The 25,722-nt window shown below is 63.9% G+C and carries 23 protein-coding genes; 10 read left to right on the forward strand and 13 right to left on the reverse strand.

The annotated features are described in order from the left end of the window. Positions 1-25 precede the first annotated feature (25 nt). Both IB232_RS04375 and IB232_RS04380 read right to left on the reverse strand, forming a co-directional pair. Positions 26-550 (reverse strand): L,D-transpeptidase, encoded by a 525-nt coding sequence (locus IB232_RS04375; protein WP_192397338.1) that lies wholly within the window; start codon positions 548-550, stop codon positions 26-28. Between the two features lie 40 nt (positions 551-590). Continuing rightward, complete coding sequence (locus IB232_RS04380; protein WP_192397339.1) at positions 591-1,298, reverse strand: TetR/AcrR family transcriptional regulator; 708 nt, start codon at positions 1,296-1,298, stop codon at positions 591-593. A 243-nt stretch (positions 1,299-1,541) separates the two neighbouring features. Between IB232_RS04380 and lexA the strand changes: the two genes are divergently transcribed. Continuing rightward, positions 1,542-2,153: a transcriptional repressor LexA gene (gene lexA, locus IB232_RS04385; protein WP_192397340.1), complete on the forward strand. Its 612-nt coding sequence runs from the start codon at positions 1,542-1,544 to the stop codon at positions 2,151-2,153. Between the two features lie 16 nt (positions 2,154-2,169). Then, the gene (gene sulA / locus IB232_RS04390; RefSeq protein ID WP_192397341.1) at positions 2,170-2,640 is read left to right on the forward strand and encodes an SOS-induced cell division inhibitor SulA; all 471 of its coding nucleotides are present in this window, start codon (positions 2,170-2,172) and stop codon (positions 2,638-2,640) included. A 64-nt stretch (positions 2,641-2,704) separates the two neighbouring features. Here sulA and IB232_RS04395 read toward each other — a convergent pair whose 3' ends face one another. From IB232_RS04395 to IB232_RS04425, 7 genes are all read right to left on the reverse strand, one after another. Continuing rightward, positions 2,705-2,938, reverse strand: a complete 234-nt coding sequence (locus IB232_RS04395) for a hypothetical protein (RefSeq protein WP_137971787.1) — start codon at positions 2,936-2,938, stop codon at positions 2,705-2,707. A gap of 210 nt (positions 2,939-3,148) precedes the next feature. Further along, positions 3,149-3,667 carry a DUF6586 family protein gene (locus tag IB232_RS04400; protein ID WP_192397342.1) on the reverse strand — a complete coding sequence of 173 codons (519 nt, stop codon included), beginning with the start codon at positions 3,665-3,667 and terminating at the stop codon, positions 3,149-3,151. An 80-nt stretch (positions 3,668-3,747) separates the two neighbouring features. Continuing rightward, positions 3,748-6,357: a type I DNA topoisomerase gene (topA, locus tag IB232_RS04405; protein ID WP_192397343.1), complete on the reverse strand. Its 2,610-nt coding sequence runs from the start codon at positions 6,355-6,357 to the stop codon at positions 3,748-3,750. Positions 6,358-6,447: 90 nt separating this feature from the next. After that, positions 6,448-6,702, reverse strand: a complete 255-nt coding sequence (locus IB232_RS04410; protein WP_192397344.1) for a DUF1653 domain-containing protein — start codon at positions 6,700-6,702, stop codon at positions 6,448-6,450. 62 nt (positions 6,703-6,764) lie between these two features. Then, positions 6,765-7,940: an acetyl-CoA C-acyltransferase FadA gene (gene fadA / locus IB232_RS04415; protein WP_068826336.1), complete on the reverse strand. Its 1,176-nt coding sequence runs from the start codon at positions 7,938-7,940 to the stop codon at positions 6,765-6,767. Between the two features lie 30 nt (positions 7,941-7,970). Further along, complete coding sequence (gene fadB, locus IB232_RS04420) at positions 7,971-10,118, reverse strand: fatty acid oxidation complex subunit alpha FadB (RefSeq protein WP_192397345.1); 2,148 nt, start codon at positions 10,116-10,118, stop codon at positions 7,971-7,973. A gap of 347 nt (positions 10,119-10,465) precedes the next feature. Continuing rightward, positions 10,466-10,903: a hypothetical protein gene (locus IB232_RS04425; protein ID WP_192397346.1), complete on the reverse strand. Its 438-nt coding sequence runs from the start codon at positions 10,901-10,903 to the stop codon at positions 10,466-10,468. An 83-nt stretch (positions 10,904-10,986) separates the two neighbouring features. Here IB232_RS04425 and IB232_RS04430 point away from each other — a divergent pair, with 83 nt between their 5' ends. Beyond that, positions 10,987-11,430, forward strand: a complete 444-nt coding sequence (locus tag IB232_RS04430) for a universal stress protein (RefSeq protein WP_192397347.1) — start codon at positions 10,987-10,989, stop codon at positions 11,428-11,430. A 29-nt stretch (positions 11,431-11,459) separates the two neighbouring features. On the opposite strand, the gene IB232_RS04435 is transcribed toward IB232_RS04430, so the two are convergent. Continuing rightward, positions 11,460-12,146, reverse strand: a complete 687-nt coding sequence (locus IB232_RS04435; RefSeq protein ID WP_192397348.1) for a DUF6901 family protein — start codon at positions 12,144-12,146, stop codon at positions 11,460-11,462. A 20-nt stretch (positions 12,147-12,166) separates the two neighbouring features. After that, positions 12,167-14,083 (reverse strand): ATP-binding cassette domain-containing protein, encoded by a 1,917-nt coding sequence (locus tag IB232_RS04440; RefSeq protein WP_192397349.1) that lies wholly within the window; start codon positions 14,081-14,083, stop codon positions 12,167-12,169. A gap of 169 nt (positions 14,084-14,252) precedes the next feature. On the opposite strand from IB232_RS04440, the gene IB232_RS04445 reads away from it, so the two are divergent. Then, a complete protein-coding gene (locus IB232_RS04445) occupies positions 14,253-16,181 on the forward strand; it encodes a transglycosylase SLT domain-containing protein (protein WP_192397350.1) in 1,929 nt (642 codons plus the stop codon). 63 nt (positions 16,182-16,244) lie between these two features. Here IB232_RS04445 and IB232_RS04450 read toward each other — a convergent pair whose 3' ends face one another. Further along, entirely contained in the window at positions 16,245-17,048 is an 804-nt protein-coding gene (locus IB232_RS04450) for an MOSC domain-containing protein (RefSeq protein WP_192397351.1), read from the reverse strand. Positions 17,049-17,790: 742 nt separating this feature from the next. On the opposite strand from IB232_RS04450, the gene IB232_RS23870 reads away from it, so the two are divergent. Continuing rightward, on the forward strand, positions 17,791-18,876 hold the full coding sequence (locus IB232_RS23870; protein WP_412547712.1) for a methyl-accepting chemotaxis protein: 1,086 nt from the start codon (positions 17,791-17,793) through the stop codon (positions 18,874-18,876). Between the two features lie 40 nt (positions 18,877-18,916). Here IB232_RS23870 and IB232_RS04460 read toward each other — a convergent pair whose 3' ends face one another. Then, positions 18,917-19,843 carry a chemotaxis protein CheV gene (locus tag IB232_RS04460; RefSeq protein ID WP_192397353.1) on the reverse strand — a complete coding sequence of 309 codons (927 nt, stop codon included), beginning with the start codon at positions 19,841-19,843 and terminating at the stop codon, positions 18,917-18,919. Between the two features lie 103 nt (positions 19,844-19,946). Between IB232_RS04460 and IB232_RS04465 the strand changes: the two genes are divergently transcribed. From IB232_RS04465 to IB232_RS04485, 5 genes are read left to right on the forward strand one after another with little or no spacing between them, the layout of a single operon-like run. Further along, complete coding sequence (locus IB232_RS04465; protein ID WP_192397354.1) at positions 19,947-21,170, forward strand: methyl-accepting chemotaxis protein; 1,224 nt, start codon at positions 19,947-19,949, stop codon at positions 21,168-21,170. 26 nt (positions 21,171-21,196) lie between these two features. Beyond that, on the forward strand, positions 21,197-21,562 hold the full coding sequence (locus tag IB232_RS04470; RefSeq protein ID WP_192397355.1) for a response regulator: 366 nt from the start codon (positions 21,197-21,199) through the stop codon (positions 21,560-21,562). Between the two features lies 1 nt (position 21,563). Then, positions 21,564-21,878 (forward strand): lipid asymmetry maintenance protein MlaB, encoded by a 315-nt coding sequence (locus tag IB232_RS04475; protein WP_192397356.1) that lies wholly within the window; start codon positions 21,564-21,566, stop codon positions 21,876-21,878. Continuing rightward, entirely contained in the window at positions 21,868-24,069 is a 2,202-nt protein-coding gene (locus IB232_RS04480; RefSeq protein WP_192397357.1) for a chemotaxis protein CheA, read from the forward strand. The genes IB232_RS04475 and IB232_RS04480 overlap by 11 nt, the downstream gene beginning before the upstream one ends. A 10-nt stretch (positions 24,070-24,079) precedes the next feature. Beyond that, positions 24,080-25,720, forward strand: coding sequence for a methyl-accepting chemotaxis protein (locus IB232_RS04485; RefSeq protein ID WP_192397358.1), 1,641 nt, complete (start codon positions 24,080-24,082; stop codon positions 25,718-25,720). The last annotated feature ends 2 nt before the right edge of the window (positions 25,721-25,722 follow it).

A 25,722-nucleotide genomic window follows, 5' to 3' on the forward strand; every position in this document is an offset into this window, starting at 1 on the left:
AGAGAGGTGTAGTCACGAAGAGTCCTTAACAGAGTTCGGCGGTGGCCCATTCGGGGCGCGGCGCCTCGTCGATCAGCACCGCACAGTGCGGCGGTACACGGGGAAAGAGATCCAGCAGGTCGGCGTTGCGCAGGCGCACGCAGCCGTGGGACAGCGGCACGCCCATGGGCTGATTGTCCGGCGTGCCATGCAGGTAGATGTAGCGACGGAAAGTATCGACCTTGCCCAGGCGATTGATGCCCGGCTCGCAACCGCTGAGCCAGAGGATGCGGGTGAGAATCCAGTCGCGACCGGGGAACTGCACATCCAGCGCCTCGGACCAGACCTCGCCGGTCCAGCGCCGCCCGCGCAATACCGCGCCAAGCGGCAGACCATCACCAATCTTCGCCCGCACCTGATGGCGCCCACGCGGCGTGCAATTGGAGCCGCTTTGCTCGCCGGCACCATTGAGCGCGGTGGAAACCGGCAGACGCAGGCACAGCTGCCCGTCGGCGAAGCCGTACAGGCACTGGTCGGCAATGGAGATATGCAGGAAATCGAGCGGACGCATGGGCGGCTAGCTTAGCCCATCGCCCCGCTCGGGCACAGCATCAGACGGCCTTGGCGGCGACCTGCGCTTTGCTGCGCGGCTTGAACTGGGCAGTGGCCAGCACCTCGTCGTTCAGCCCGCTCTCGGCACGCATGCCGGCGGCGAGGAACGGCACCATCAGGCGCATCACCTGCTCGATCGAGGTATCCACGCCGAAGTCGTTCTCGGCGATGGCACGCAAGGCCTTGATACCGGACATGCTGAACGCCGCCGCGCCGAGCATGAAGTGCACGCGCCAGAAGATCTCCAGCGGCGGCAGCTTGGGTGCAGCCTCATTGAGCAGCAGCATGTAGCGGCGGAAGACCTTGCCGTACACCTCTTCCAGGTACTTGCGCAGGTGGCCCTGGCTCTGGCTGAAGGCCAGACCGAGCAGACGCATGAAGATGGACAGGTCGTTACCACTGCGCGGCTTCACCGCTAGGGCCTGCTCCACCAGCATCTCCAGCAGCTCTTCGAGACTGGTCTTGGCATCCGGCTTGGCCAGGCGACGATCCAGCTCACGCTCGAGACTGATGCAGAATGGACCGAGGAAGCGCGAGAACACCGCCTGGATCAGCGCCTTCTTGGAGCCGAAGTGATAGTTGACCGCCGCCAGGTTGACCCCGGCCTTGCTGGTAATCAGGCGCAGAGAAGTCTCGGCGAAGCCCTTTTCCGCGAACAGCTGCTCGGCAGCATCCAAAATGCGCTCAACAGTTTCTGATTGAGCCATGACATCCCCACCTGACAAACACTTGTTTGAAACATACGTTTCAGGCTGGCGCCCTGTCAAGTCTGACAAGACCTTTCATGGCTGCTCGGTCACGCATTTAACCATAGGTGAAATAAGGGAAAGCCAGAGCCGCTCCGCTGGACGGCAGAAATGGCCATTTCACCCTCGAAACGAAACAGGGGTTGCCAGCATCGAATCACTGTATATAATCACAGCAACTGTATAAACAGACAGACCGCCAGCATGCTCAAACTGACGCCGCGCCAATCCGAAATTCTCGCCTTCATCAAACGCTGCCTGGAAGACAACGGCTATCCGCCAACCCGCGCGGAGATCGCTCAGGAACTGGGCTTCAAGTCGCCCAACGCCGCCGAAGAGCATCTCAAGGCCCTCGCCCGCAAAGGTGCGATCGAGATGACCCCGGGCGCCTCTCGTGGCATCCGTATCCCCGGCTTCGAACCGGCTGCGGCGGAAGAAGAAGGCATTCCGGTGATCGGGCGGGTCGCCGCCGGTGCGCCAATCCTGGCCCAGCAGAACGTTGAAGATTCCTGCAAGATCAATCCGGAATTCTTCCACCCCAAGGCCGACTATCTGCTGCGCGTGCGTGGCATGAGCATGAAGGACATCGGCATCCTCGACGGCGATCTGCTGGCCGTGCACACCACCCGCGAAGCCCGCAACGGCCAGATCGTGGTGGCACGCATCGATGACGAGGTGACCGTCAAGCGCTTCCAGCGCAATGGCAGCAAGGTCCTGCTGATCGCCGAAAACCCGGAGTTCGCCCCTATCGAGGTGAACCTGGAAGAGCAGGACCTGGTGATCGAAGGTTTGAGTGTCGGCGTGATTCGCCGCTGAGAATTAGGAGAGCTTCATGCAGTTCCCGCAGTCGCTGAATCGTTCGCAACTTCCGCTGTTTGAAGCCTTTCTCGGCAATGCACTGACACCGCTGCTCGACGATGTCGTGGAAAACCCCTGGCTCGACGAACCCGAGCCGTTCAGCGAGCTGCGCCTGTCCGGCTCGCTCGGCAACTGCCGCCATCTGCTGGGGCCGGTGTTGCGTGAGCTCAGCCTGAATCAGGATGCTCGCTGGCTGACCCTAATCGCCCCACCCGCCTCCATCACCACGGCCTGGCTGCGCAGCGTCGGCCTCAATCTCGATCGCCTGCTGGTACTGCAACCCAGCACCGGCCAGGAAGCGCTGGACCTAGCTCGTGAAGCTCTGCGCCTGGGCCGTAGCCACACCGTGGTGAGCTGGATCAGCCTGCAGCCCAATCAGCGGGCGAGCCTGACCAGTGCTGCACGCCTGGGCAGCGCACAGAGTCTGAATATTCGTCTGGATTAAGGGTTGCGGAAGGCGCAATAGGATAGCGCCTTTGAATCGAGCGCCCCTTGCGGGCGCTCGATAATCAATGCAGCACGCGCGGCTGCTCGTCCTGCTCGATCTCACCTTCGGCCAGTCGGCCGGCCATCTGCACACCGACATTGAGCATGGCCTTGGCCACCTCGACATGATGTCCCTGCAGGAAAGCCTTGGCATCCGCCGAGAAGTCCAGGGTCACCAGCACTTCCTCATCCTCGGCACGGCGCAGAATGATGCGGCCGTCGGGCAATTCGACAATTTCGAGGAAGGAAGTGGGCATAACATCGATCTCCTGGCGGGCTGCCAGTGTAACAGCCCTGACTTGCCGGCCCTAGTCCAGCGACGGCCGTAGAACCTATTTACGATCTCGGAACTAGAGCGAGACAAGGCAAAAACAGTTGAGGAAGCGCAGTTTACGAATAGTAAATGAGCATTCTGAAGCTGTTTTTAACGCCGTATCGCCGACACGCAGCAGATCGTAAGTAGGTTCTCAGCACTCGCTGAGCGACTCGCGGTAACGCAGCACCAGTTGCTTGAGCTGCTGACGCCAGCTTTCCAGCTCGTCACGGCTCAGGGGGGCAACCTTTTCCTCGACACTGACCGCTGCGATCAATGGCAGGGTCGGATCGACCTTGGCGGTTTTCGGCGCCTGCGGGGGCAGAAACAGCGCGGCATAGGCGGCCAGCAGGCGGGCGAGCCAGCTTTCCGGCTGCTGGGCGATCTCCACCATTTCCGCCAGCTCGGGAGTCGGAGAGGACTGCAGCACCGCCTGGTTCAACAGTAGCTCCACACGCGGTGCATTGGCCTCGGCCAGCTTGTAGTAGCCGGCAACCTCATGGCACAGGCCGAGCACCGCTCCATACAGGTGGAACAGCGCCGCCTCGCGCTCGGCATGGACCAGCGCCTGGGCATTCGCCGCCTCGCCGGCTTCGGCCTTGCGCAGGCTTTCCAGTGCCAGACCGGCGAAGAAGATCTTCTGATTGGTACGGGTATAGAGTTCGTGAGCCATGACAACGCCTCGCAAGCCGTCTTGCTGATACTCGAAGATGGGTCAGCCGGCGCACCCTCAGGTGCGCGACTGGAACGCGATCAGCGCTTGTCTTCCACCTTCCACTTGCCGCCATCGAAGAAGGCGCGCCAGCCGGTGGGTTTGCCGTCCACCTCGCTCTGCACATACTGCTCCTTGGTCTTGCGGCTGTAGCGGATCACCGCCGGACGGCCTTCCGGATCCTTCTTCGGCGCCTCCAGCAGGAAGTGGTATTTGGGATCGATCTCGTCCTTGTGCGGGATCAATTCCAGCACCAACGGCGCGCGGGTTTCGCGGTTCTTGGGGAAGCCGCTGGCGGCGAGGAACAGGCCCGAGGCACCATCACGCAGCACGTAGGTGTCGTCGACCTTCTCGCACTTGAGCTCCGGCATCTTCACCGCATCCATCTTGGGCGGCGCTGCCTCGCCGCTCTTGAGCAGCTTGCGGGTGTTCTTGCAGCTGGCATTGGTGCACCCGAAGAACTTGCCGAAGCGGCCGGTCTTCAGCTGCATCTCGCTTCCACACTTGTCGCACTCCAGGCTGGGACCCTCGTAGCCTTTGATGCGGTACTGGCCTTGTTCGATCTCGTAGCCGGTGCAATCCGGATTATTGCCGCAGATATGCAGCTTGCGAGTCTCGTCCAGCAGGTAGGCATCCATCGCCGTGGCGCAGATTGGGCAGCGATGCTTGTTCAGCAGCACGCGCGACTCGGACTCGCCCTCGTCGTCTGCGGCGATCTCGTCACCCGGAATCAGGTTGATGGTGGCCTTGCAGCGCTCTTTCGGCGGCAGGGCGTAGCCGGAGCAACCGAGGAATACGCCAGTGGAGGCGGTGCGGATCATCATCGGCCGGCCACAATCGCGGCAGGCGATATCGGTCGGGGTCGGCTGGTTGGCACGCATGCCCTTGTCAGCTTCGCCGGCCACTTCCAGTTTCTTCTTGAAGTCGCCGTAGAATTCGTCGAGCAGGTGCTTCCAGTCGCGCTCGCCCTGGGCCACATCGTCCAGATGCTCTTCCATGGCGGCGGTGAAGCCGTAGTCCATCAGGTTGGCGAAGCTCTCGTCGAGGCGCTCGGTGACGATGTCGCCCATCTTCTCGGCGTAGAAGCGGCGGTTCTGCACCGCTACATAGCCACGCTCCTGGATGGTGGAGATGATTGCCGCGTAGGTGGACGGGCGACCGATCCCACGCTTCTCCAGCTCCTTGACCAGGCTGGCTTCGGAGAAACGCGCCGGCGGCTTGGTGAAGTGCTGGCTGGGGTCGAGCTTCAGCAACTTGAGCGCCTCGCCCTCCTTCATCTCCGGCAGCACGTCGTCATCGCCCGGCTTGCCCTGCTGTGGCAGGACCTTGGTGTAGCCGTCGAACTTCAGAATGCGGCCCTTGGCGCGCAGCTCGAAGCCACTGGCAGCCACGCTCACGCTGGTGGACAGGTATTCGGCTGGCGGCATCTGGCAGGCCACGAACTGACGCCAGATCAGTTCGTACAGGCGCTCGGCATCACGCTCCATGCCGGACAGCTGGGTCGGACGCAGGTTGACGTCGGACGGGCGAATCGCCTCGTGCGCTTCCTGGGCGCCTTCCTTGCTCGAATAGAAGTTCGGCTTGGCCGGCAGGTACTTCTTGCCGAACTCGCTGTCGATGAAGCCGCGCACCATGTCGATGGCGTCGTTCGACAGGTTGGTCGAGTCGGTACGCATATAGGTGATGTAGCCGGCCTCGTAGAGACGCTGGGCCATCATCATGGTCTTCTTCACGCCGAAGCCGAGGCGGTTGCTCGCCGCCTGCTGCAGGGTGGAGGTAATGAAAGGCGCGGTCGGCTTGCTCGAGGTCGGCTTGTCCTCGCGCTTGACCACGCTGTAGCTGGAGTCCTTGAGCTTGGCCAGGGCAGCCATGGCCTGGGCCTCGTTCAGCGGCTTGAACGCCTCGCCGTTCTCGCGGACCACTTCGAAGCGCACCTTGTCGCTCTTGGCGGTGCCCAGGTCGGCGTGGACTTCCCAGTACTCTTCCGGCACGAAGGCGCGGATTTCCTTCTCGCGCTCCACCACCAGCTTCACCGCCACCGACTGCACGCGACCAGCGGACAGGCCGCGGGCGATCTTGGCCCATAGCAGCGGCGAGACCATGTAGCCCACCACGCGGTCGAGGAAACGGCGCGCCTGCTGGGCATTGACGCGGTTGATATCCAGCTCGCCGGGCTGCGAGAAGGCCTCCTGGATGGCCTTCTTGGTGATCTCGTTGAACACCACGCGCTTGTAGCGGCTGTCATCACCACCGATGGCCTCGCGCAGGTGCCAGGCGATGGCTTCCCCCTCGCGATCCAAGTCGGTTGCGAGATAGATGGTGTCGGCATCCTTGGCCAGACGGCGCAGTTCCTCGATCACCTTTTCCTTGCCGGGCAGGATCTCGTACTTGGCCTTCCAGCCATGCTCGGGATCGACACCCATGCGCGAGAACAGCTGACGCTTGGCCTTCTCCTTAGGCGACAGGGCCGGAGCTTCGGCGGCAGCGGCCTTGCCGCGCTTGACCGGCTCCTTGCTGGCGCTGGCGGAACCGCTGGTGGGCAGGTCACGAATATGGCCGATGCTCGACTTCACCACGTACTGGTTGCCCAGGTACTTGTTGATGGTCTTGGCCTTGGCCGGGGATTCCACGATGACCAGCGATTTGCCCATGGACTGGAGAATTCCTGAATACGAAAAAGAGAGAATAAAAGGCAGGAGCCTATAAAGGCACCGCTATATATAGTGGCTGTCGAGTCGCGGTCAAGCGCGACTCCCTGCCGCCTCCTGCCCGATCACCGCCGGTTCGGCCTCGATCAGAGCAAAGCGCGGGACCGTCTCGCCGTCCAGTTCGACCGTGCCGCAGAACATCTCCAGCGGGCGCACCCACAGGCCAAACTCGCCATAGAGCGCCTGGTATACCACCACCCACTCTTCGGTTTCAGAGTGCCGCGCCGTGCCGAATACGCGGTACTGCGGCCCCTTGTAGTGGCGATAGAGTCCTGGTTGCAGCTGCATGTTTGCACTCCTGAAAAACAAAAACCGGGGCACCAGGCCCCGGTCTTCACACCCGCGAACGCTTAGACGCGTTCGAAGATGGTGGTGATGCCCTGGCCGAGACCCACGCACATGGTGGACACGCCCAGAGTACCGCCGTTCTGCTTCATCACGTTCAGCAGGGTGCCGGAGATACGCGCACCGGAGCAGCCGAACGGGTGACCCAGAGCGATGGCGCCGCCGTGCAGGTTGACCTTCTGCTCCATCTTGTCGAGGAGTTTCAGGTCCTTCAGCACCGGCAGAGCCTGGGCGGCGAAGGCTTCGTTCAGCTCGACGAAGTCGATGTCATCCATGCTCAGGCCGGCACGCTTGAGCGCCTTCTGAGTGGACGGCACCGGACCGTAGCCCATGATCGCCGGGTCGACACCGGCCACCGCCATGGCACGAACCACGGCCATCGGCTGGATGCCCAGGTCCTGGGCGCGCTGGGCGCTCATGACGATCATGCAGGAAGCACCATCGGTGATCTGCGAGGAAGTACCTGCAGTCACGGTGCCGCCTTTCGGGTTGAAGGCAGGCTTCAGGGCAGCCAGGCTTTCCAGGGTGGTCTCCGGACGAATGGTTTCGTCGAAGTCGAACACCTTGAGGAAGCCGTTCTCGTCGTAGCCTTGCATCGGGATGATTTCATCCTTGAACTTGCCTTCGACGGTGGCCTTGTGCGCCAGACGGTGAGAACGCTCACCGAAGGCGTCCTGCTGCTCGCGGCTGATGCCATGCATCTTGCCCAGCATTTCGGCGGTCAGACCCATCATGCCCGACGCCTTGGCGGCGTAAAGGGACAGGTGCGGGTTCGGATCGACGCCATGCATCATGCCGACGTGGCCCATGTGCTCCACACCACCGACGACGAATACGTCGCCGTTGCCGGTCTGGATGGCCTGCACGGCAGTGTGCAGGGCGCTCATGGAAGAACCACACAGGCGGCTGACGGTCTGGCCGGCAGAGGTGTGCGGGATCTGGGTCATCAGCGACGCCATGCGCGCGATGTTCCAGCCCTGTTCCAGGGTCTGGTTTACGCAGCCCCAGATCACGTCTTCTACTTCAGCCGGGTCCAGCTTGGTGTTACGCGCCAGGACGCCGCTGATCAGGTGTGCCGACATGGTCTCGGCACGGGTGTTGCGGTGCATGCCGCCCTTGGAACGACCCATCGGCGTACGGCCGAAGTCGACAATGACTGCGTCTCTCGGATTCAGGCTCATATCTCTACTCTCGCTCTGATCGTTGCGCGATTAACCGAAAAACTTCTGGCCATTTTTGGCCATTTCGCGAAGTTTGGCGGTCGGCTGGTACAGCGCGCCCAGTTCGGCGTACTTGTCCGCCAGGGCAACGAATTCGGCTACACCGATGGAATCGATGTAACGCAGTGCACCGCCGCGGAAGGGAGGGAAGCCGATACCGTAGATCAGGCCCATATCGGCCTCAGCTGCGGTTTCGACAATGCCGTCTTCCAGGCAACGAACGGTTTCCAGGCACAGCGGGATCATCATGAAGTTGATGATGTCTTCGTCGGTCAGCTCGCGCTGCTCGGTGACGATGGACTTCAGCAGCTCGTAGGCGACCGGGTCGGAGACTTTCTTCGGCTTGCCGCGCTTGTCGGTCTCGTAGGCGTAGAAGCCCTTGCCGTTCTTCTGGCCCAGGCGATCGGCTTCGTACATCACGTCGACGGCGGTCTTGCCTTCAACGGCCATACGATCCGGGAAGCCTTCGGCCATCACGTCACGGCCGTGGTGGCCGGTGTCGATGCCGACTACGTCGGACAGGTATGCCGGGCCCATGGGCCAGCCGAACTTCTCCATGACCTTGTCGATGCGCACGAAGTCGACACCGAAGCCCAGCAGCTTGGAGAAGCCGCCGAAGTACGGGAACAGCACGCGATTGACCAGGAAGCCCGGGCAGTCGTTGACCACGATCGGGTTCTTGCCCATCTTCTTGGCGTAAGCCACGGTGGTGGCAACGGCCACGTCGCTGGACTTCTCGCCACGGATCACTTCTACCAGCGGCATCATGTGCACCGGGTTAAAGAAGTGCATGCCGACGAAGTTTTCCGGACGCTTCAGGGCCTTGGCCAGCAGGTTGATGGAGATGGTGGAGGTGTTGGATGCGAGGATCGCATCGTCCTTCACCACGCCTTCAACTTCGGCCAGAACGATCTGCTTGACCTTCGGGTTCTCGACCACGGCTTCGACGACGATGTCGACGGCACCGAAGTCGCCATAGGACATGGTCGGGCGAATGGCGTTGAGGGCTTCGGCCATCTTGGCCGGAGTCATGCGGCCTTTCTCGACGCGCTTGCCGAGCAGCTTGGAGGCCTCGTTCAGCCCCATCTGGATACCCTCTTCGCGGATATCCTTCATCAGGATCGGAGTGCCTTTGGAGGCCGACTGGTAGGCGATGCCGCCGCCCATGATGCCGGCGCCGAGTACGGCAGCCAGTTTCACGTCGCGAGCGATCTCGTCGTACTGCTTGGCCTTCTTCTTCAGCTCCTGGTCATTCAGGAACAGGCCGACCAGGCTCTCGGCAACGGAGGTCTTGGCCAGCTTGACGAAGCCGGCGGCTTCCACTTCCAGGGCCTTGTCGCGACCGAAGTTGGCGGCTTTCTGGATGGTCTTGATGGCTTCTACCGGGGCCGGGTAGTTCGGGCCGGCCTGGCCAGCGACGAAACCTTTGGCGGTTTCGAAGGCCATCATCTGCTCGATGGCGTTGAGCTTGATCTTTTCCAGCTTGGGCTGACGCTTGGCCTTGTAGTCCAGCTCGCCGGAGATGGCGCGCTTGACCAGGTCCAGAGCGGCGTCCTTGAGCTTGGCGGGAGCGACGACGGCGTCGACCGCACCCACTTTCAGGGCGTCGACGGCCTTGCTTTCCTTACCGGAAGCGATCCATTCGATGGCATTGTCGGTACCGATCACGCGCGGCAGGCGCACGGTGCCACCGAAGCCCGGGTAGATGCCCAGTTTGACTTCCGGCAGGCCGATCTTGGCGCTCTCGGAGGCAACACGGTAATCACCAGCCAGGCACATTTCGAAACCGCCGCCCAGGGCGATGCCGTTGATGGCGATGACGGTCGGAACGGCCAGGTCTTCGAAATCACTGAAGATCTTGTTGGCTTCGAGGTTGCCGGCAACCAGCTCTTCGTCGGGCAGCTTGAAGTTGTCGACGAATTCGGTGATGTCGGCGCCGACGATGAACACGTCTTTGCCGCTGGTGACGATTACGCCCTTGATCGAACCGTCGGCCTTGATGGCGTCGACCGACTGGCGCAGCTCGCTCAGGGTCAGACGGTTGAACTTGTTAACGGACTCACCCTTGAGGTCGAAATTCAATTCGACGATGCCGCCCTCAAGAGCCTTAACCGTGATGGCTTTACCTTCGTAAATCATCAACTGATCTCCACGGTATGGAAGCTGAACTGTACACGTCGGAGCTAACCTGCCTGGGGCACCCGCGGCACAGGCCGTCGAGCATAGTCCCAATCGGTGCAGCACACCCACCAACGCGATAATCGGGCTGTAAAGGCGCTGCCACCGAGGGCAGAGCGCTCAATTCATACGCCCGTTTGATTTGGGTGGGCGTACATTCAGTGAAAACCCGACAATTGTCAATTGCCCGTCGCAGGCGCCCCGAATGGGTGCAACGTCACAGAATGACCGAAGAGGGGAGCATTGCTCAGAAAACCCGCCTAAACCCAGACGCCAGAGCGGTTCATGCGAGCAAGCGGCTGATGGAATCAGGCCACCGCCGCCAGCACTTCGGCGACCCGTCGCAGCTCCTCTTCGCCGCCGCGCTCCCCCCAGTACAGCGCCACCATCTGTGGCCCGGCCTCGACCTTGTAGACATCGGCCGGCAGGCCTTGCAGGCGTTCGAGCATGACCGCATCGGTGCAGGGCTCGCGCCACTGGTTGCACCACTGCCCCGGCGCGACCTGCCAGTACAGCCAACTGTCATCGCGGCCGGGGCGGCGAGCGCGGTGATATTGCGCGCAGCTGCCCGGCGGGGAACCGGTCAGCCAGTGCGGCCAGTCCTGCTGGCTGAGCTGCATGCCCAAGCCCAGGCGCCGCGCGGCCAGGCGCAGCTCCATCTGCCCGCGCTGGCGCGGCGAAGGACGCAGCCACACCAGCGGACTGAGCGCCGCACCAACAAGTAGAAGCACAATCCACCAGGTCATATCTATCACTTGCAGAGAAAGCCTGTGTTATGAAGTGAGCAAAGCCATACTGCAAGCATGACCACTCAGTGGAGGAGACTCAGATGCCCTACCAGCACATCCTGATCGCCGTGGACCTGACCGAGGAATGCCACCCGGTAGCCGAACGGGCCTTGGCCATCGCCGCCAGCGGCGCAGCCAGGGCCTCGCTGGTCCATGTCGTCGAGCCAATGGCCATGGCCTTCGGCGGCGACGTGCCGATGGACCTGTCGATGCTCCAGCAGCAGCAGTTCGACCAGGCCCGCGAGCGCCTGGAGAGCTTCGCCGGCCGCTACCCGCAACTGGGCGAAGAGCAGCGCCACCTGACTTACGGTCAGCCACGCCAGGAAATTCACCGCCTGGCCGAGGAACAGGGTTGCGATCTGATCGTGGTCGGCAGCCATGGCCGCCACGGCCTGGCGCTGCTGCTCGGCTCCACCGCCAATGACGTGCTGCACGGTGCCCCGTGCGACGTACTGGCGGTGCGCCTGAAGAAACCCAAGGAGTAAAGCGAGGGCCCAGCGACAGGCCCCGTCATTTATTCCTGAGCGTCGCCCGCGCTCATCACCAGCGGGCGAATCTTCTGCAGCTGGGTCTCCATGGACACGGTCAGGCTCGACGACATGGAGAAGAAGGTGAGGAAGGCCTTGAGGTTGGAATCACCCTCGCAGACGTCGAGGATGCGCTGCCAGAACGCCTGATTGACCAGCTGCAACTGCTGGAACTGCTTGACCAGCCCCTTCAGCTCCCAGTCTGGACGGCGCCCTTCGCGGAAGTTGAAGTACTGCCGGGTCAGGTACAGCGAGATGGTACGCAGGATGAATTCCTGGCTGCTGGCGAACGGCAGGTGGTTCTGTGCCATCGGCTTCAGCCGGCCGAGTACCGGGCAGGCGCTGGTGGCCATGATCACCCCGAGCAGCGACCGCAGGCCCTCTTCCAGACCGACCTGCTTGTTGTACTCACGCTCCGGGGTACGCACCCACACCTGCGCCTTCTTGATCGCCGGCAGGCCCTGGAAGTCCTCGATCACCTTGTGCAGGTCGACCGCCGCCGGGCAGCGGCTGAATTCGTCTTTCTTCAGTGGGCAGTTGCTGCACTGATTGTGTTCGAGGCGCGTCCACTTCGGCGTCGCCTCGGCACCCTGGGGGTCGTACTGACGGTCCAGCTCTATCCTGTAGCTGAACTGATGGTTGTCATCCAGGGTGATGCGGTACTCAATCGCCATGCATGTCTCCGACAGGCTTCTCAGGCTTCCAATTCGGCCCAACGCTCCAGCAGTTGGTCCAGTTCTTCTTGCAGGCGTTGCAGGCGTTCCAGGGCGGCGCCGGTGATGGCCGGGGCTTGCTGGTAGAAGGCCGGTTCGGCGATCTGTGCCTGCAGTTGTGCCAGCTGGACCTCCAGGGCGTCGATCTGCCCGGGGATGGCTTCCAGCTCACGCTGCAGCTTGTAGCTGAGCTTCTTCGCGGCGGCCGGAGCCGCCTCCTTCACTGTTTCTGTCACCGGCGCAGCGGGTGCCACTGCGCTCAGTTCCGCTTTACCCGACTTGCTCTCGCCAACGCCCAGCAGGCGTGGCGAGCCGCCCTGGCGCAACCAGTCCTGGTAGCCGCCGACGTATTCGCGCACCTTGCCCTCGCCCTCGAAGACCAGCGTGCTGGTCACCACGTTGTCGAGGAAGGCCCGGTCGTGGCTGACCATCAACACGGTGCCGGGGAAGTTCAGCAGGACTTCTTCGAGCAGCTCGAGGGTTTCCACGTCCAGGTCGTTGGTCGGCTCGTCCAGCACCAGCAGGTTGGCAGGCTTGCTGAACAGCTTAGCCAGCAACAGGCGCGCCCTCTCCCCTCCGGACAATGCCTTGACCGGCGTGCGCGCACGTTGCGGACTGAACAGGAAATCCCCGAGATAGCTCAGCACGTGACGGCTCTGGCCATCGATCGTGATGAAGTCGCGCCCCTCTGCGACGTTGTCGATTACCGTTTTTTCCGGCTCCAGCTGATGGCGCAGCTGATCGAAGTACGCCACTTCCAACTTGGTCCCTGCCACTATCGTGCCACTATTTGGCTGCAGATCGCCAAGCAGCAGTTTGAGCAGGGTGGTCTTGCCGGTGCCATTGGCCCCGAGCAGGCCTATGCGGTCGCCGCGCTGCAGCACCAGCGAGCAATCGCTGATCAGTGCAGGTCCCCCTGCGTGCGCAAAACTGACATTTTCCGCCACTATCACCTGCTTGCCGGATTTCTCCGCCGCATCCAGCTGGATGCTCGCCTTGCCCTGGCGTTCGCGTCGCTCGCTGCGCTCCTGGCGCATGGCCTTGAGCGCGCGCACGCGGCCCTCGTTGCGAGTACGACGGGCCTTGATGCCCTGGCGAATCCACACTTCCTCCTGGGCCAGACGTTTGTCGAACAGCGCGTTGGCTGACTCCTCGGCGGCCAGTTGCTGCTCCTTGTGCACCAGGAAGCTGGCGTAGTCGCCGTTCCAGTCGATCAGCCCGCCGCGGTCCAGCTCGAGGATGCGGGTGGCCAGGTTCTGCAGGAAGGAACGGTCGTGGGTGATGAACAGTACGGCGCCGCCGAAGTCCTTCAGCGCTTCTTCCAGCCAGGCGATGGCACCGATGTCCAGATGGTTGGTCGGCTCATCAAGCAGCAGCAGATCCGGCTCGGAGACCAACGCCTGGGCCAGCAGCACACGACGGCGCCAGCCACCGGAGAGCTCGGCCAGGGTCTTGTCGGCCGGCAGCTGCAAGCGGCTCAGGGTGCTGTCCACCAGCTGCTGCAGGCGCCAGCCGTCCTTCGCTTCCAGTTCCTGCTGCACGTGCATCAGCTGGTTGAGGTCTTCGTCGTTGTGGATGTTTTGGCTCAGGTGGTGATAACGGGCGAGCAGCTCGCCCACGCCGGCCAGACCCTCGGCGACCACGTCGAACACGGTCCGCTCGTCGGCACGCGGCAGTTCCTGAGGCAATTCTCCGATTTTCAGCGCAGGAGCGCGCCAAATCTCGCCGTCGTCGGGCATCTGGTCACCCTTGACCAGGCGCAGCATGCTCGACTTGCCAGTGCCGTTGCGGCCGATGATGCATACCCGCTCCCCCCGGGCGATCTGCCAGGACACATTGTCCAGCAGGGGCATGGCGCCGTAGGCCAGGGAAACTTCGGAAAACTTGAGCAGGGTCATGACTACCACCTTGGAAAACAGGCGCGCATTCTAACCGAGTTGAGCTGGCCCAATGCTGGCGCGTTTGTCGCAGGAGCCCCGGCATTCTCGTGCCACGCGCAACAGGCTAAGCTAGGCGCATTTTTTGGAAGCACCTCGCTCCATTTCGTTCCCTTTGCCCGGATGTGTCATGCGCCGCCCTCTGTTTTGCCTGCTTTCCGCGATCCTCTCCTGCACCCTCGGCCTGTCCAGCGTCCAGGCCGCCAGCCTGGCCCAGCAGCGGCAGATGTACGACGAAGCCAAGCGTGCCCTGGCCAAGGGCGACAAGGGCCCCTACCAGCGCTATGCCAATGCACTGCGCGACTACCCGCTGACGCCCTACCTGGCCTATGACGAGCTGACCGCCCGCCTTAAATGGGCCAGCAACGACGAGATCGAAGCCTTCCTCACCGAGCACGGCGACCTGCCCCAGGCTGGCTGGATGAAGCTGCGCTGGCTGCGCTGGCTGACCGAGCGCGGCGAGTGGCAGACCTTCGCCAACCATTACGATCCCAAGCTCAACTTCACCGAGCTGGACTGTCTCTACGGTCAGTACCTGTATAAGCAGGGCATGAAGGCGGAGGCCCGCGTCGCCGCGGAGAAGCTGTGGCTGATGGGCAAGTCCCAGCCCGAGGCCTGCGACACCCTGTTCGGGCTGTGGCGCGCCGATGGCCAGCTCACCGAGGAGAATCGCTGGAAGCGCGCCAAGCTGGCCGCCGAGGCTCGTAACTATGGCCTGGCCAGCTACCTGGTGAAGGGACTGCCGACCTACGCCAAACAGGGCCAGCTGATGATCGAAGCGGCGCAGAAGCCGCAGATGATGAGCCAGACCGCCCGCTTCACCCCCGCCGACCGCCACATGGCCGACGCCGCCGGCCTCGGCCTGCGCCGCCTGGCCCGCCAGGATCCGGAGAAGGCCCTGAGCCTGCTCGAGATCTACGCCAGCAAACTGCCCTTCTCCGCCGAGGAGAAAGTCGCCATCGCCCGCGAGATCGGCCTGACCCTGGCCAAGCGCTTCGACGTGCGCGCCCTGCAGATCATGGCCCAGTACGACCCGGAGCTGCGCGACAACACCGTATCCGAATGGCGCGCCCGCCTGCTGCTGCGCCATGGCCGCTGGGACGAGGCCTACCAGCTGACCAGCCGCCTGCCGGCGGACCTGGCCACCACCAGCCGCTGGCGCTACTGGCACGCCCGCAGCCTGCAACTGGCCCAGCCGCAGGACCAGCAGGCGATCGCCCTGTATCAGCCGCTGGCCAAGGAGCGCGACTTCTACGGCTTCCTCGCCGCCGACCGCATCCAGGCGCCCTACAGCCTGAACAACAAGCCGATGGTCCTCGACCCGCAGCTGGTGCAGAAGGTGCGCAACACCGCCGGCATCCGCCGCGCACTGGAATTCCACGACCGCGGCCAGATCGTCGACGGCCGCCGAGAGTGGTACCACGTCAGCCGCCTGTTCAGCCGCGAGGAATTGGTGGCCCAGGCCAAGCTGGCCTACGACAAGCAGTGGTACTTCCCGGCCATCCGCACCATCAGCCAGGCCAAGTACTGGGACGACCTGGATATCCGCTTCCCCATGGCGCACAAGAGCAGCCTGACCCAGCAGGCCAAGCTGCGCGGCCTGCATTCCAGCTGGGTGTTCGCCATCACCCGCCAGGAGAGCGCATTCATGGCTGACGCCCGCTCGCCGGTCGGCGCCATGGGCCTGATGCAGCTGATGCCGGGTACCGCCAAGGAAACCGCACGCAAGTTCGGCATTCCCCTGGGCGATCCCAAACAGGCCTTGGTGCCGGACAAGAACATCCAGCTCGGCGCCGCCTACCTGAGCCAGGTGCATGGCCAGTTCAACGGCAACCGCGTGCTCGCCTCCGCCGCCTACAACGCTGGCCCGGGGCGCGTGCGCCAGTGGCTGAAGGGCGCCGACCACCTGGCCTTCGACGTGTGGGTGGAGAATATTCCGTTCGACGAGACCCGCCAGTACGTACAGAACGTGCTGTCCTACTCAGTGATCTACGGCCAGAAGCTCGGCGCGCCACAGCCACTTGTGGACTGGCATGAGCGGTTCTTCGACGATCAGTAACCGGCCTTCGCCGCACCAAAAGAAAGGGCGCCCATGGGCGCCCTTCTCGTTTCTGCTACGGCCCTACTCCAGCACTTCCACCGACATGCCCACGCGCAGCTCACCCACGCCGCGCGGCAACAGGTTCTGCCCGAAGTACACCTCGCCATTGCGCTCACGGTAGGTCTTGAGGGTGGTCAGCGGCTCGCGGTCGGCGTTGCGCTCACCGGTCTGGGGGTCGATGGTGGTGAGAATGCAACGGCTGCAACCCTTGGCCACCTCGAACTCCAGCTCACCGATGCGAATGCGCTTCCAGCCGTCCTCGGCATAGGGCGCGCTGCCCTCGATCACCAGGTTGGGACGAAAACGCAGCATCTCCAGCGGCCTGCCGACCCGCGCGGACAGGTCCTCCAGCGACGCCTGGCCAATCAGCAGCAAGGGGAAACCGTCGGAAAACGCCACCTTGTCGCCAGGCTGGGCGTGGCCGGTGTCGACCTGCCGCGCCCGCGCCTCGGGCACCTGCACCAGGCGGCAGGGCCGACCGATAAAGGCGCTCAGCCACTCGGCAGCCGCCTCGCCGGCATCCGGCACGCGCAGGCTGTCGCGCCACACGGTCACCCCGCGCAGGCCCTCCTCCGGGTCCGGCAACGGCACATCCAGACTACCGAAGCCCGGTGCGCTCAGGCTCAGCCCGCCCTCGGCGTTGTAGAGCGCGCTGAGCTGGCTCATCTGCGGCAGCAGGCGCTGGGTGAGGAAGCGCCCGCTCTCCGGCTCCACCAGCATCCAGCGGCGATCGCCGCGCAGGCCCAACGCCTCCAGCGGCGAACTGCTCAGACTTTCACCGCGGGCGGATTTGAGTGGGTAGCGATAGAGGGCGGACAGCTGCATGAAAGCCTCGCGTAGGAAGAAAGGATTAATCGCTCGTTCAACCGAAGGAGCGATGTGCTCGGCGTCACACTTTTTGCAACCATGCCCGCGCGAGTTCAAGCCACATAAAACCAATAACAGTGCTGCAGGTGTACTCATGCCCGCCCATCAGATTGCCGCCATTCCGGCCGAGCCGGCCCGTTCCACCATCCCCGGTGCCTACCCGCTGCAGGTGTTCTGCCAGCTGTTTCTGATCGCCGCGGTGCTGACCCAGGCGGACAACGGCCTGCGCCTGGTCGCGCTGGCCATGGCCCTGCCGATCTTCATCCTCGGCTGGCGCCTGCATAAGGCGCAACGAGTGAACATACTGAGCGAGCGCCTTGCCGCAATCAATGGCAGCCTGATCGACCTGACCGGCCATGCCGCTGCGGAGTCGCCGGACGGCAGCGCACAGGTCCTGCAGAGCCTGACCGGACGCCTGCGCGACAACATCGCGCGGCTGCAGCAAAACAGCCTGCAGGTCGCCGCCACGTCGGCCGGCAGCCGCCTGCAATCGGAGCGCGCGGCGCAGGATGCGCAGCAGCAACAGAATCTCTCCGAACTGATCTTCCAGGCCAGCGAGCAGACCACCGGCGCCCTGCAGGACATTTCTGCGCGCACCGGCAGCATCACCGAGATGAACAGCCGCAACCTGGACCTGGCGCGCCAGTCGCAAAGCCAGCTCGGCGACGCCTGCCGGCACATGCAGGCGATCAGCCAGACCATGGACGGCTTTCAGCACAACATCGCGGCGCTGGAGAACACCTCCACGCGGGTGCGGGAAATCCTCACCACGGTGCAGGACTTCTCCGCGCAGACCAACATGCTGGCGCTCAACGCTGCCATTGAGGCGGCGCGGGCCGGCGAACAGGGCCGCGGCTTCGCCGTGGTCGCCGACGAGGTACGCAATCTCTCGCTCAAGGTCGGCAGCGCGGCCCAGCAGATCGGGCAACTGATGGAGCAGATGGCCAGCGCCATGTCCGGTGCCGAACGCCAGACCCGGGACATGCACGAACAGAGCACCACCGCAGGCGCGGCGGTCGGCGTCGCCGCCGACCAGTTCGCCACCATGGTCGAGGACTTCCAGCGCGCCAACGACGACCTGCTGATGGTCAGCAGCGCCCTCGAGGAGCTGACCGCGACCAATGCCGAGACCCACCAGCACAGTAGCCGCATACGCGACCTCAGCCTGACCATCAGCGCCTGCATGCAGCAGAGCTTCACCCAGGCCGACCGTACCCGCGACAGCGCCAACCTGCTGTTGCAGGACCTCAGCGGCTTCCGCCTGGGCCACGGTCGCCTGGAGGCGATCGTCGACATGCTCATGCTGCGGCGCGCCGATATCGAGGCTCGACTGGACGCGCTGCAAACCTCCGGCGTCGACCTGTTCGATCACAACTACAAGGCGATCGCCAACAGCAACCCGCCCAAGCACAACGTGAGCTGGGCGGAACCCTATCGTCGGCAGATCCAGCCTCTGCTGGACCAGTGGGATACCGGCGGCAAGGACGGCGTGCTGTACATCGTGCCGGTCAATGACCGTGGCTACCTGGCCGCCGCCCGCAGCGCGGCCTCGCAGGAGCCCTGCGGCGATCCGGCCATCGATGCGGCGAAGAGCACGCACCTGCGCTTCTTCGGCTCGGCGGTGGAGCACGAGAACATGCGCAAGTGCAGCCATGTGAGCATGGGAACCTTCGTGCTACCGGGCACCACGACCGTGATCTTCGTGATGTACGTGCCGCTCATGGTCGGCGGGCGCCGCTGGGGCACCATGAGCGCAGGCGTATTGCCGGCAGCGATTGGCGTGTGAAAGATACGGCAGAGCGTCGAGCGCGCCCTGCCGGAACACGTCAGGCGTCGAGCTCCAGACGCTGGCGGATCACGTCGACCAGCTTGTCCGGCTGGAACTTGGAGAGGAAGTTGTCGCAGCCGACCTTCTTCACCATCGCTTCGTTGAAGCTGCCGGACAGCGAGGTGTGCAGCACCACGTAGAGATCCTTGAGGCGCGGGTCGTTGCGGATCTCGGTGGTCAGGCGATAGCCGTCCATCTCCGGCATCTCCGCGTCGGTGAAGATCATCAGCAGCTTGTCGGTCATCACCTCGCCGGTGTCGGCCCACTTCTTCAGCTGCTGCAGGCCCTTGAGGCCGTCGCTGGCGCTGTGGGTCTTGATGCCCAGCTGCGACAGGGTCTCGCGCAGCTGATTGAGGGCCACGCTGGAGTCGTCCACCAGCAGCACCTCGCGGCCCACGGCCTTGGCCAGCAGCGGGTCGGCCAGCTTCTCGTCGGAGACCTTGGTGCTCATAGGCGCAATTTCCGCCAGCACCTTCTCCACGTCGATGATCTCGACGATCTGGTCGTCGACCTTGGTGATCGCCGTCAGGTAGTGCTGGCGCCCTGCCCCGCCCGGCGGCGGCAAGATGGATTCCCAGTTGAGGTTGAGGATGCGGTCCACGCCACCGACCAGGAAGGCCTGCACCGAGCGGTTGTACTCGGTGACGATGATGGTGCTGTTCTCGCTCGGCGTGATCGGGCGCATGCCGATGGCCTGGGACAGGTCGATCACCGGCAGGGTCTGGCCACGCAAGTTGACCACCCCGCAGACGTAGGGGTGGCGGTGCGGCATCAGGGTCAGCTTGGGCAGTTGCAGGACTTCCTGCACCTTGAACACGTTGATCGCGAACAGCTGGCGCCCGGCCAGGCGGAACATGAGGATTTCCAGACGGTTCTCGCCCACCAGTTGGGTGCGTTGATCCACCGTATCGAGAATGCCGGCCATCGCCTACTCCTGTTGTGTTTCATCAGTCTAGCCGAGCCCTGCGCTAGGGGCTCTGCCAGATATCGGCCGACCGCAGCGAGACTGAAGGCGGCCGAATGCCATCATGCCAGCGACTGCTTGGTCATACCAGACACGCGCATCGGAGCCACCCTTAGGGGCGTCTAGGGGAAGCCCCGATTTCGTCGATGCATCTGCGCTTCTATCGTTCGCAGCATCCAGTCGACCACCCCGAGGCCTCCGCCCAGTGCTTGCCTATTGCCTACTCTGGTTCGGCCTGGCGCTCGCCAGCGCCGGCACCCTGTTCACCCAACCGTGGCTGGCCGGAGCCGGCCTCCTGCTCGGTGCCGGGGCCGCTCTTCCATTGAGACCCAGGCTCAGCGCAATCACCCCCGCAGATACCGCGCCGATACCCGTGCAGGCCGAACCGCCCGCTTATCCACCGCTGCTGCAGGTGGTGCTGCCCGCCTGGGCCGACAATCTCGGCCAGGTTCGCCACGTATTGCAGGACAACATCGGCCGCCTGTTCGAACGCTTCGCCAGCCTGAGCCAGCGCCTCGAGCACACCCTCGGGCACTCCGAGAGCGTGATCGGCGGGGGCGGCATCACCGAAGGATTGCGCCACGCCAATCAGCGCCTCGACGAGGTATCCGAGGCTTTCCATACCGCCGGCGAGCGCAAACGCCAGTTGCTCGCCACCATCGGCAGCCTCAACCAGTACGCCAGTGAGCTGCAGACCATGTCCAAGCACGTGCAGGACATCGCCAGCCAGACCAACCTGCTGGCCCTCAACGCCGCTATCGAGGCGGCTCGGGCCGGCGAATATGGCCGCGGCTTTTCGGTGGTCGCCGACGAAGTGCGCAAGCTGTCGAGCCTGTCCGCCGAAACCGGCCAGCGCATGGTCGAGAAGGTCGGCGAGATCAATGGCGCGATCCGCGGCACCGTCACCGCCGCCGAGGAACTATCCGGCAGCGAAGAAGGCAACCTGCGCTACCTCGACCAAGTCACCGGCGAGCTGATGCAGGGCCTGACCGGCAGCCTCGACGAGCTCACCGAAACCACCCGCCGGCTGCAGCAGGACGTGCGAGTGACTCAGGCCGACATCCAGGAAATCGTCGTCAGCCTGCAGTTCCAGGACCGCGCGGACCAGATGCTGGACCACCTCCAGGCCGATCTCGGCCGGCTGCAGCGAACCGCCCAGGAAGACCAGCCAGACCTCCATCCCGAGCGCTGGCTGGCTGACCTGCGCCGCCAGTTCACCACCGCCGAGGAGCGCCACGGGCGCCGCGGCGCGACGGCGGCAAGGCAAGACGACATCACCTTCTTCTGAGCATTCCCCTTTTCCGAGAGACCACCATGAGCAAGACCATTCTGATCGTCGACGACTCCACGTCCATGCGCCAACTGGTGAAGATGACCCTCACCAATGCCGGGCATCAGGTCATCGAGGCAGTCGACGGCCGCGACGCCCTGAGCAAACTCAACGGCCAGAAGATCAACCTGATCATCAGTGACGTGAACATGCCCAACCTCGACGGCATCGGCCTGGTCAAGGAGATCAAGACCCGCAACGAGTACCGCTTCACCCCCATCGTCATGCTCACCACCGAGAGCGAACAGGGCAAGAAGGCCGAAGGCCAGGCTGCCGGCGCCAAGGCCTGGATCGTCAAGCCGTTCCAGCCCCAGCAGTTGCTCTCGGCCGTCGAGAAACTGGCCAGCTGAGATGTTTGACCTGAGCCAGCCCGCCCCCGCCCGCCTGAACCTCGGCGGCAGCCTGACCATCTACGAGGTGGCCGAGGCGCGCGATGCCCTGCTCTCCGCCTTTGCCGGCGGCCGCGATGACACCTGGCAGCTGGACCTGACCGCGCTACAGGAAATCGACAGCGCTGGCGCGCAGCTGCTCCTGGCGGCACATCGGCACCTGCGTGCGGCGGGTGGCGACCTGCGCCTGGCAGAGCCCACCGAGCCGGTACGCGAGCTGTTGGGCCTGCTGCGCCTGGACGACCTCTTGCCGGTGGGAGAAGACCATGTTCGATGAAGAGCAGTGGAGCCAGTTGCTGCGCGGCTTCATCGAGGAAGGCCGCGACCTGGCCAAGCAAGCCGAGGAGTACCTGCTGGTGTTGGATCAGGCGCCGGACGACCAGCAGGCCATCAACGGACTGTTCCGCGCCATGCACACGCTCAAGGGGTCGGCGGGGCTGTTCACCCTCACCCCACTGGTGAACTTCACTCACCACCTGGAGAACCTGCTGATGGCGGTGCGCGACGGCCAGCGCCAACTGACCCCGCCGATGGTCTCGCTGATGTTGCGCTGCCTCGACGAGATCAGCTCGATGCTTGAGCTGATCGACCCGGACAGCGGCGAGCTGCCGGTGGACGAAGCGCACCAGGGCCAGTTGCTCGCTGCCCTGGCCGAGCAGACCGATACCCCATTACTGATCGCCACCCGCGACAGCGATGACGATTGCGCAAGCCGCGGCAGCCTGGAGCGCTGCGCCACCTGCGACTCCGCCGGGGCCTGGCACATCTCCCTGCGTTTCCACGCGGATTTGCTGCGCAACGGCTTCGACCCTGCCTCCTTCGTCCGTTACCTGGGCCGACTGGGCGAGATCCTGCACCTGGAGACACTCGCCGAGCAGATGCCCGATCTGGCCGAAATGGACCCGGAAAGCTGCTACCTGGGCCTGGAGATCGCCCTGTGCAGCTCGGCCAGCAAGGCCGAGATCGAGGACGTCTTCGAGTTCATCCGCGACTTCTGCACCCTGCGCATCCTGCCGCCAGAAAGCGCGCTGGACGAATACATCCAGCTGATCCAGGACCTGCCGGAAACCGACGAGCGCATCGGCCGCATCCTCATCGCCGGTGGCCTGCTCACCGAACATGAACTGGCCGAAGGTCTGAGCCTGCAGAACGACGTGCAGGACGGGCTCAAGTCACCGCTTGGCTCAGTGCTGGTCGAAACCGGCATGGTGCCACCCAAGGCGGTCAATGCCGCGCTCGCCAAGCAGCAGTCGGCGCGCGAAAAGGCGCCACGCGAGAGCAGCCATATCCGCGTCGCCGCCAACAAGCTGGACGAGCTGATCAACCTGGTCGGCGAGCTGGTGATCAGCGCCGCCGGCGCCCAACTGCAGGCGCAACTACAGGGCAGCACCGACTGCATCGAGAGCAGCCAGACGGTCAACCAGCATGTGGAAGCCATCCGCGAGGCGGCGCTGAAGCTGCGCATGATCGAGATCGGCGACACCTTCAACCGCTTCCACCGAGTGGTGCGCGATGTCAGCCAGCAACTTGGCAAGCAGATCCGCCTGGAGATCCACGGTGCCGACACAGAACTGGACCGCTCGGTCATCGACAAACTGGCCGATCCCCTCACCCACCTGGTGCGCAATGCCATCGACCACGGCATCGAATCCGCCGAGCAGCGCCTGGCCGCCGGCAAATCGGCCGAAGGTCGCCTGAGCCTCAATGCCTACCACGACTCCGGCATGATCGTGATCGAGGTGGAGGATGACGGTCGTGGCCTGAATACCGAACGCATCCGCGAGAAGGCCATCGAACGCGGTCTGCTCGACCCGCAGACCAGCCTCAGCGAAGCGGACACCCACATGCTGATCTTCGCCGCTGGCTTCTCCACTGCCGATGCGGTGTCCGATCTGTCCGGCCGCGGAGTCGGGATGGACGTGGTACGCAGCGCTATCGACGCCTTGCGCGGCAGCATCGAGATCGAATCTCGCCCAGGCCTGGGCTGCACCTTCCGCATCCGCCTGCCGCTGACCTTGGCGATCATCGACGGCTTCCTGGTCGGCATCGGCGATGAGCACTTCGTCATTCCGCTGGAACTGGTCACCGAATGCCTGGAGCTGGACGTCACTCTCGACGGCCGCTACGGCTACCTCAACCTGCGCGGCAAACCGCTGCCATGCATCGACCTGGCCGCCCACTTCGAGTTGCCATCGCCCGCCCACGGCCGACGCAACATTCTGGTGGTCAGTCTGGGTAGGCATCAGGCCGGGCTGATCGTCGACCGCCTGCACGGCGAGCTGCAGACCGTGATCAAACCGCTTGGCCTGCTGTTCCAGCATCTGCAGGGCATCAGCGGCTCGACCATCCTCGGCTCCGGGCAGATCGCCCTGATCCTCGATATACCCAGCCTGCTGCGCCAGTTGCAACAGCACATCGAAAGCGAATTCCGTTCCCCCCAACCGCGACCCGACCTGATGGGGTCGTAGGAGATCCACCATGCAATTCATCCGCAATATGAAGATCGGCGTACGGCTGATCGCCGGATTCACCCTGGTGGTGCTCCTCACCGCCCTGGTCGGCGCACTCGGCATCATCAACCTGGCCAAGGTCAACGAGCTGTCGGACAGGATGTACAGTCGCGAGATGCAGGCGCTGGACAGCATGATGAGCGCCAACATGGACCTCATCTACCTGGGCCGCCACCTGCGCAGCAACCTGCTGGCCACCTCGCTGCCGGAGCGCGAGAGCACAGCCGCGCAAGTGCACGAAGCGATCAAGGCACTGCACATGAATCTGGACAAGGCACGAGCCAGCTTCAACAGCGAGCAATCGCTGGCCAGACTGGCGGAGCTCGACACCCAGCTCAGTGAATACGAAAAAACCGCGCTACAGATACTGGAAGCCAACAAGAATACTGACCTGACCCAGAACAGCGCCTTCACTGCCCTGATGCCGCAGCTGCGCGCTCATGGCAGTGCGGCCGACGCGACCATCGCCGAACTGGTAGGCCAGAAGAAGGCCCGCGCCAAGGAGGCCAACGACAGCATCACCGAAATCTACACTGGCTCGCGCACCCAGATGATCGTGCTGATCCTGATCGCTGCCGGCCTCGGCTTCACCATCGGCATACTGGTCACCCGCTCCATCACCCGTCCGTTGAACCGCGCCGTGAGCGTCGCCGACAGTCTGGCCGAAGGCGACCTGAGCGTGACGGTAGAAGCCGACAGCCGCGACGAAACCGGCCGTCTGCTGGCCTCGATGAAGCATATGACCGAGCGCCTGCGCAGCGTCATGGCCGATGTACGCAGCGCTGCCGACTCGTTGTCCTCGGCTTCCGAGGAAGTCAGCGCCACCTCGCAGTCGCTAAGCCAGGCTGCCACCGAACAGGCCGCCAGTGTCGAGGAGACCAGCGCCTCGGTCGAGCAGATGTCCGCCTCCATCGCCCAGAACACCGACAGCGCGCGGGTTACCGATGGCATCGCCGGCAAGGCCGCCAACGATGCCGTGCAGGGTGGCAACGCCGTGCGCGAGATGGTCCAGGCGATGAAGCAGATCGCCGACAAGATCGGCATCATCGACGACATCGCCTACCAGACCAATCTGCTGGCGCTCAACGCCGCCATCGAGGCCGCCCGCGCCGGCGACCATGGCAAGGGCTTCGCGGTGGTCGCCGCCGAGGTGCGCAAGCTGGCCGAGCGCAGCCAGATCGCCGCCCAGGAGATCGGCGGCGTGGCCGGTAGCAGCGTGCATCTGGCCGAGCAGGCCGGTGCCCTGCTCGACGAAATCGTACCGAACATCCAGAAGACCTCGGACCTGGTCCAGGAAATCACCGCCGCCTCGCAGGAGCAGAGCAGCGGCGCGGCGCAGATCAACATTGCCATGGGCCAGATGAACCAGATCACCCAGCAGAACGCCTCCGCCTCCGAGGAGCTGGCCGCTACCGCCGAGGAAATGAACTCCCAGGCCGGTCAATTGCTGGAACTGATCGGCTACTTCCGCCTGGACAACCAACCCGCCGGCTTCGCATCGCGCCGCGCCGAGCCGCCGCGACCGAGCAACCTGCGCGAACTGCGCCGCCCCGAGCGCCGTCCGCAGCAGGCACTGCCGGACGAAGGCCAGTTCGTCAGCTTCAACTGATG

It is taken from the genome of Pseudomonas sp. PDM15 (assembly GCF_014851565.1).
Lineage (GTDB): Bacteria > Pseudomonadota > Gammaproteobacteria > Pseudomonadales > Pseudomonadaceae > Aquipseudomonas.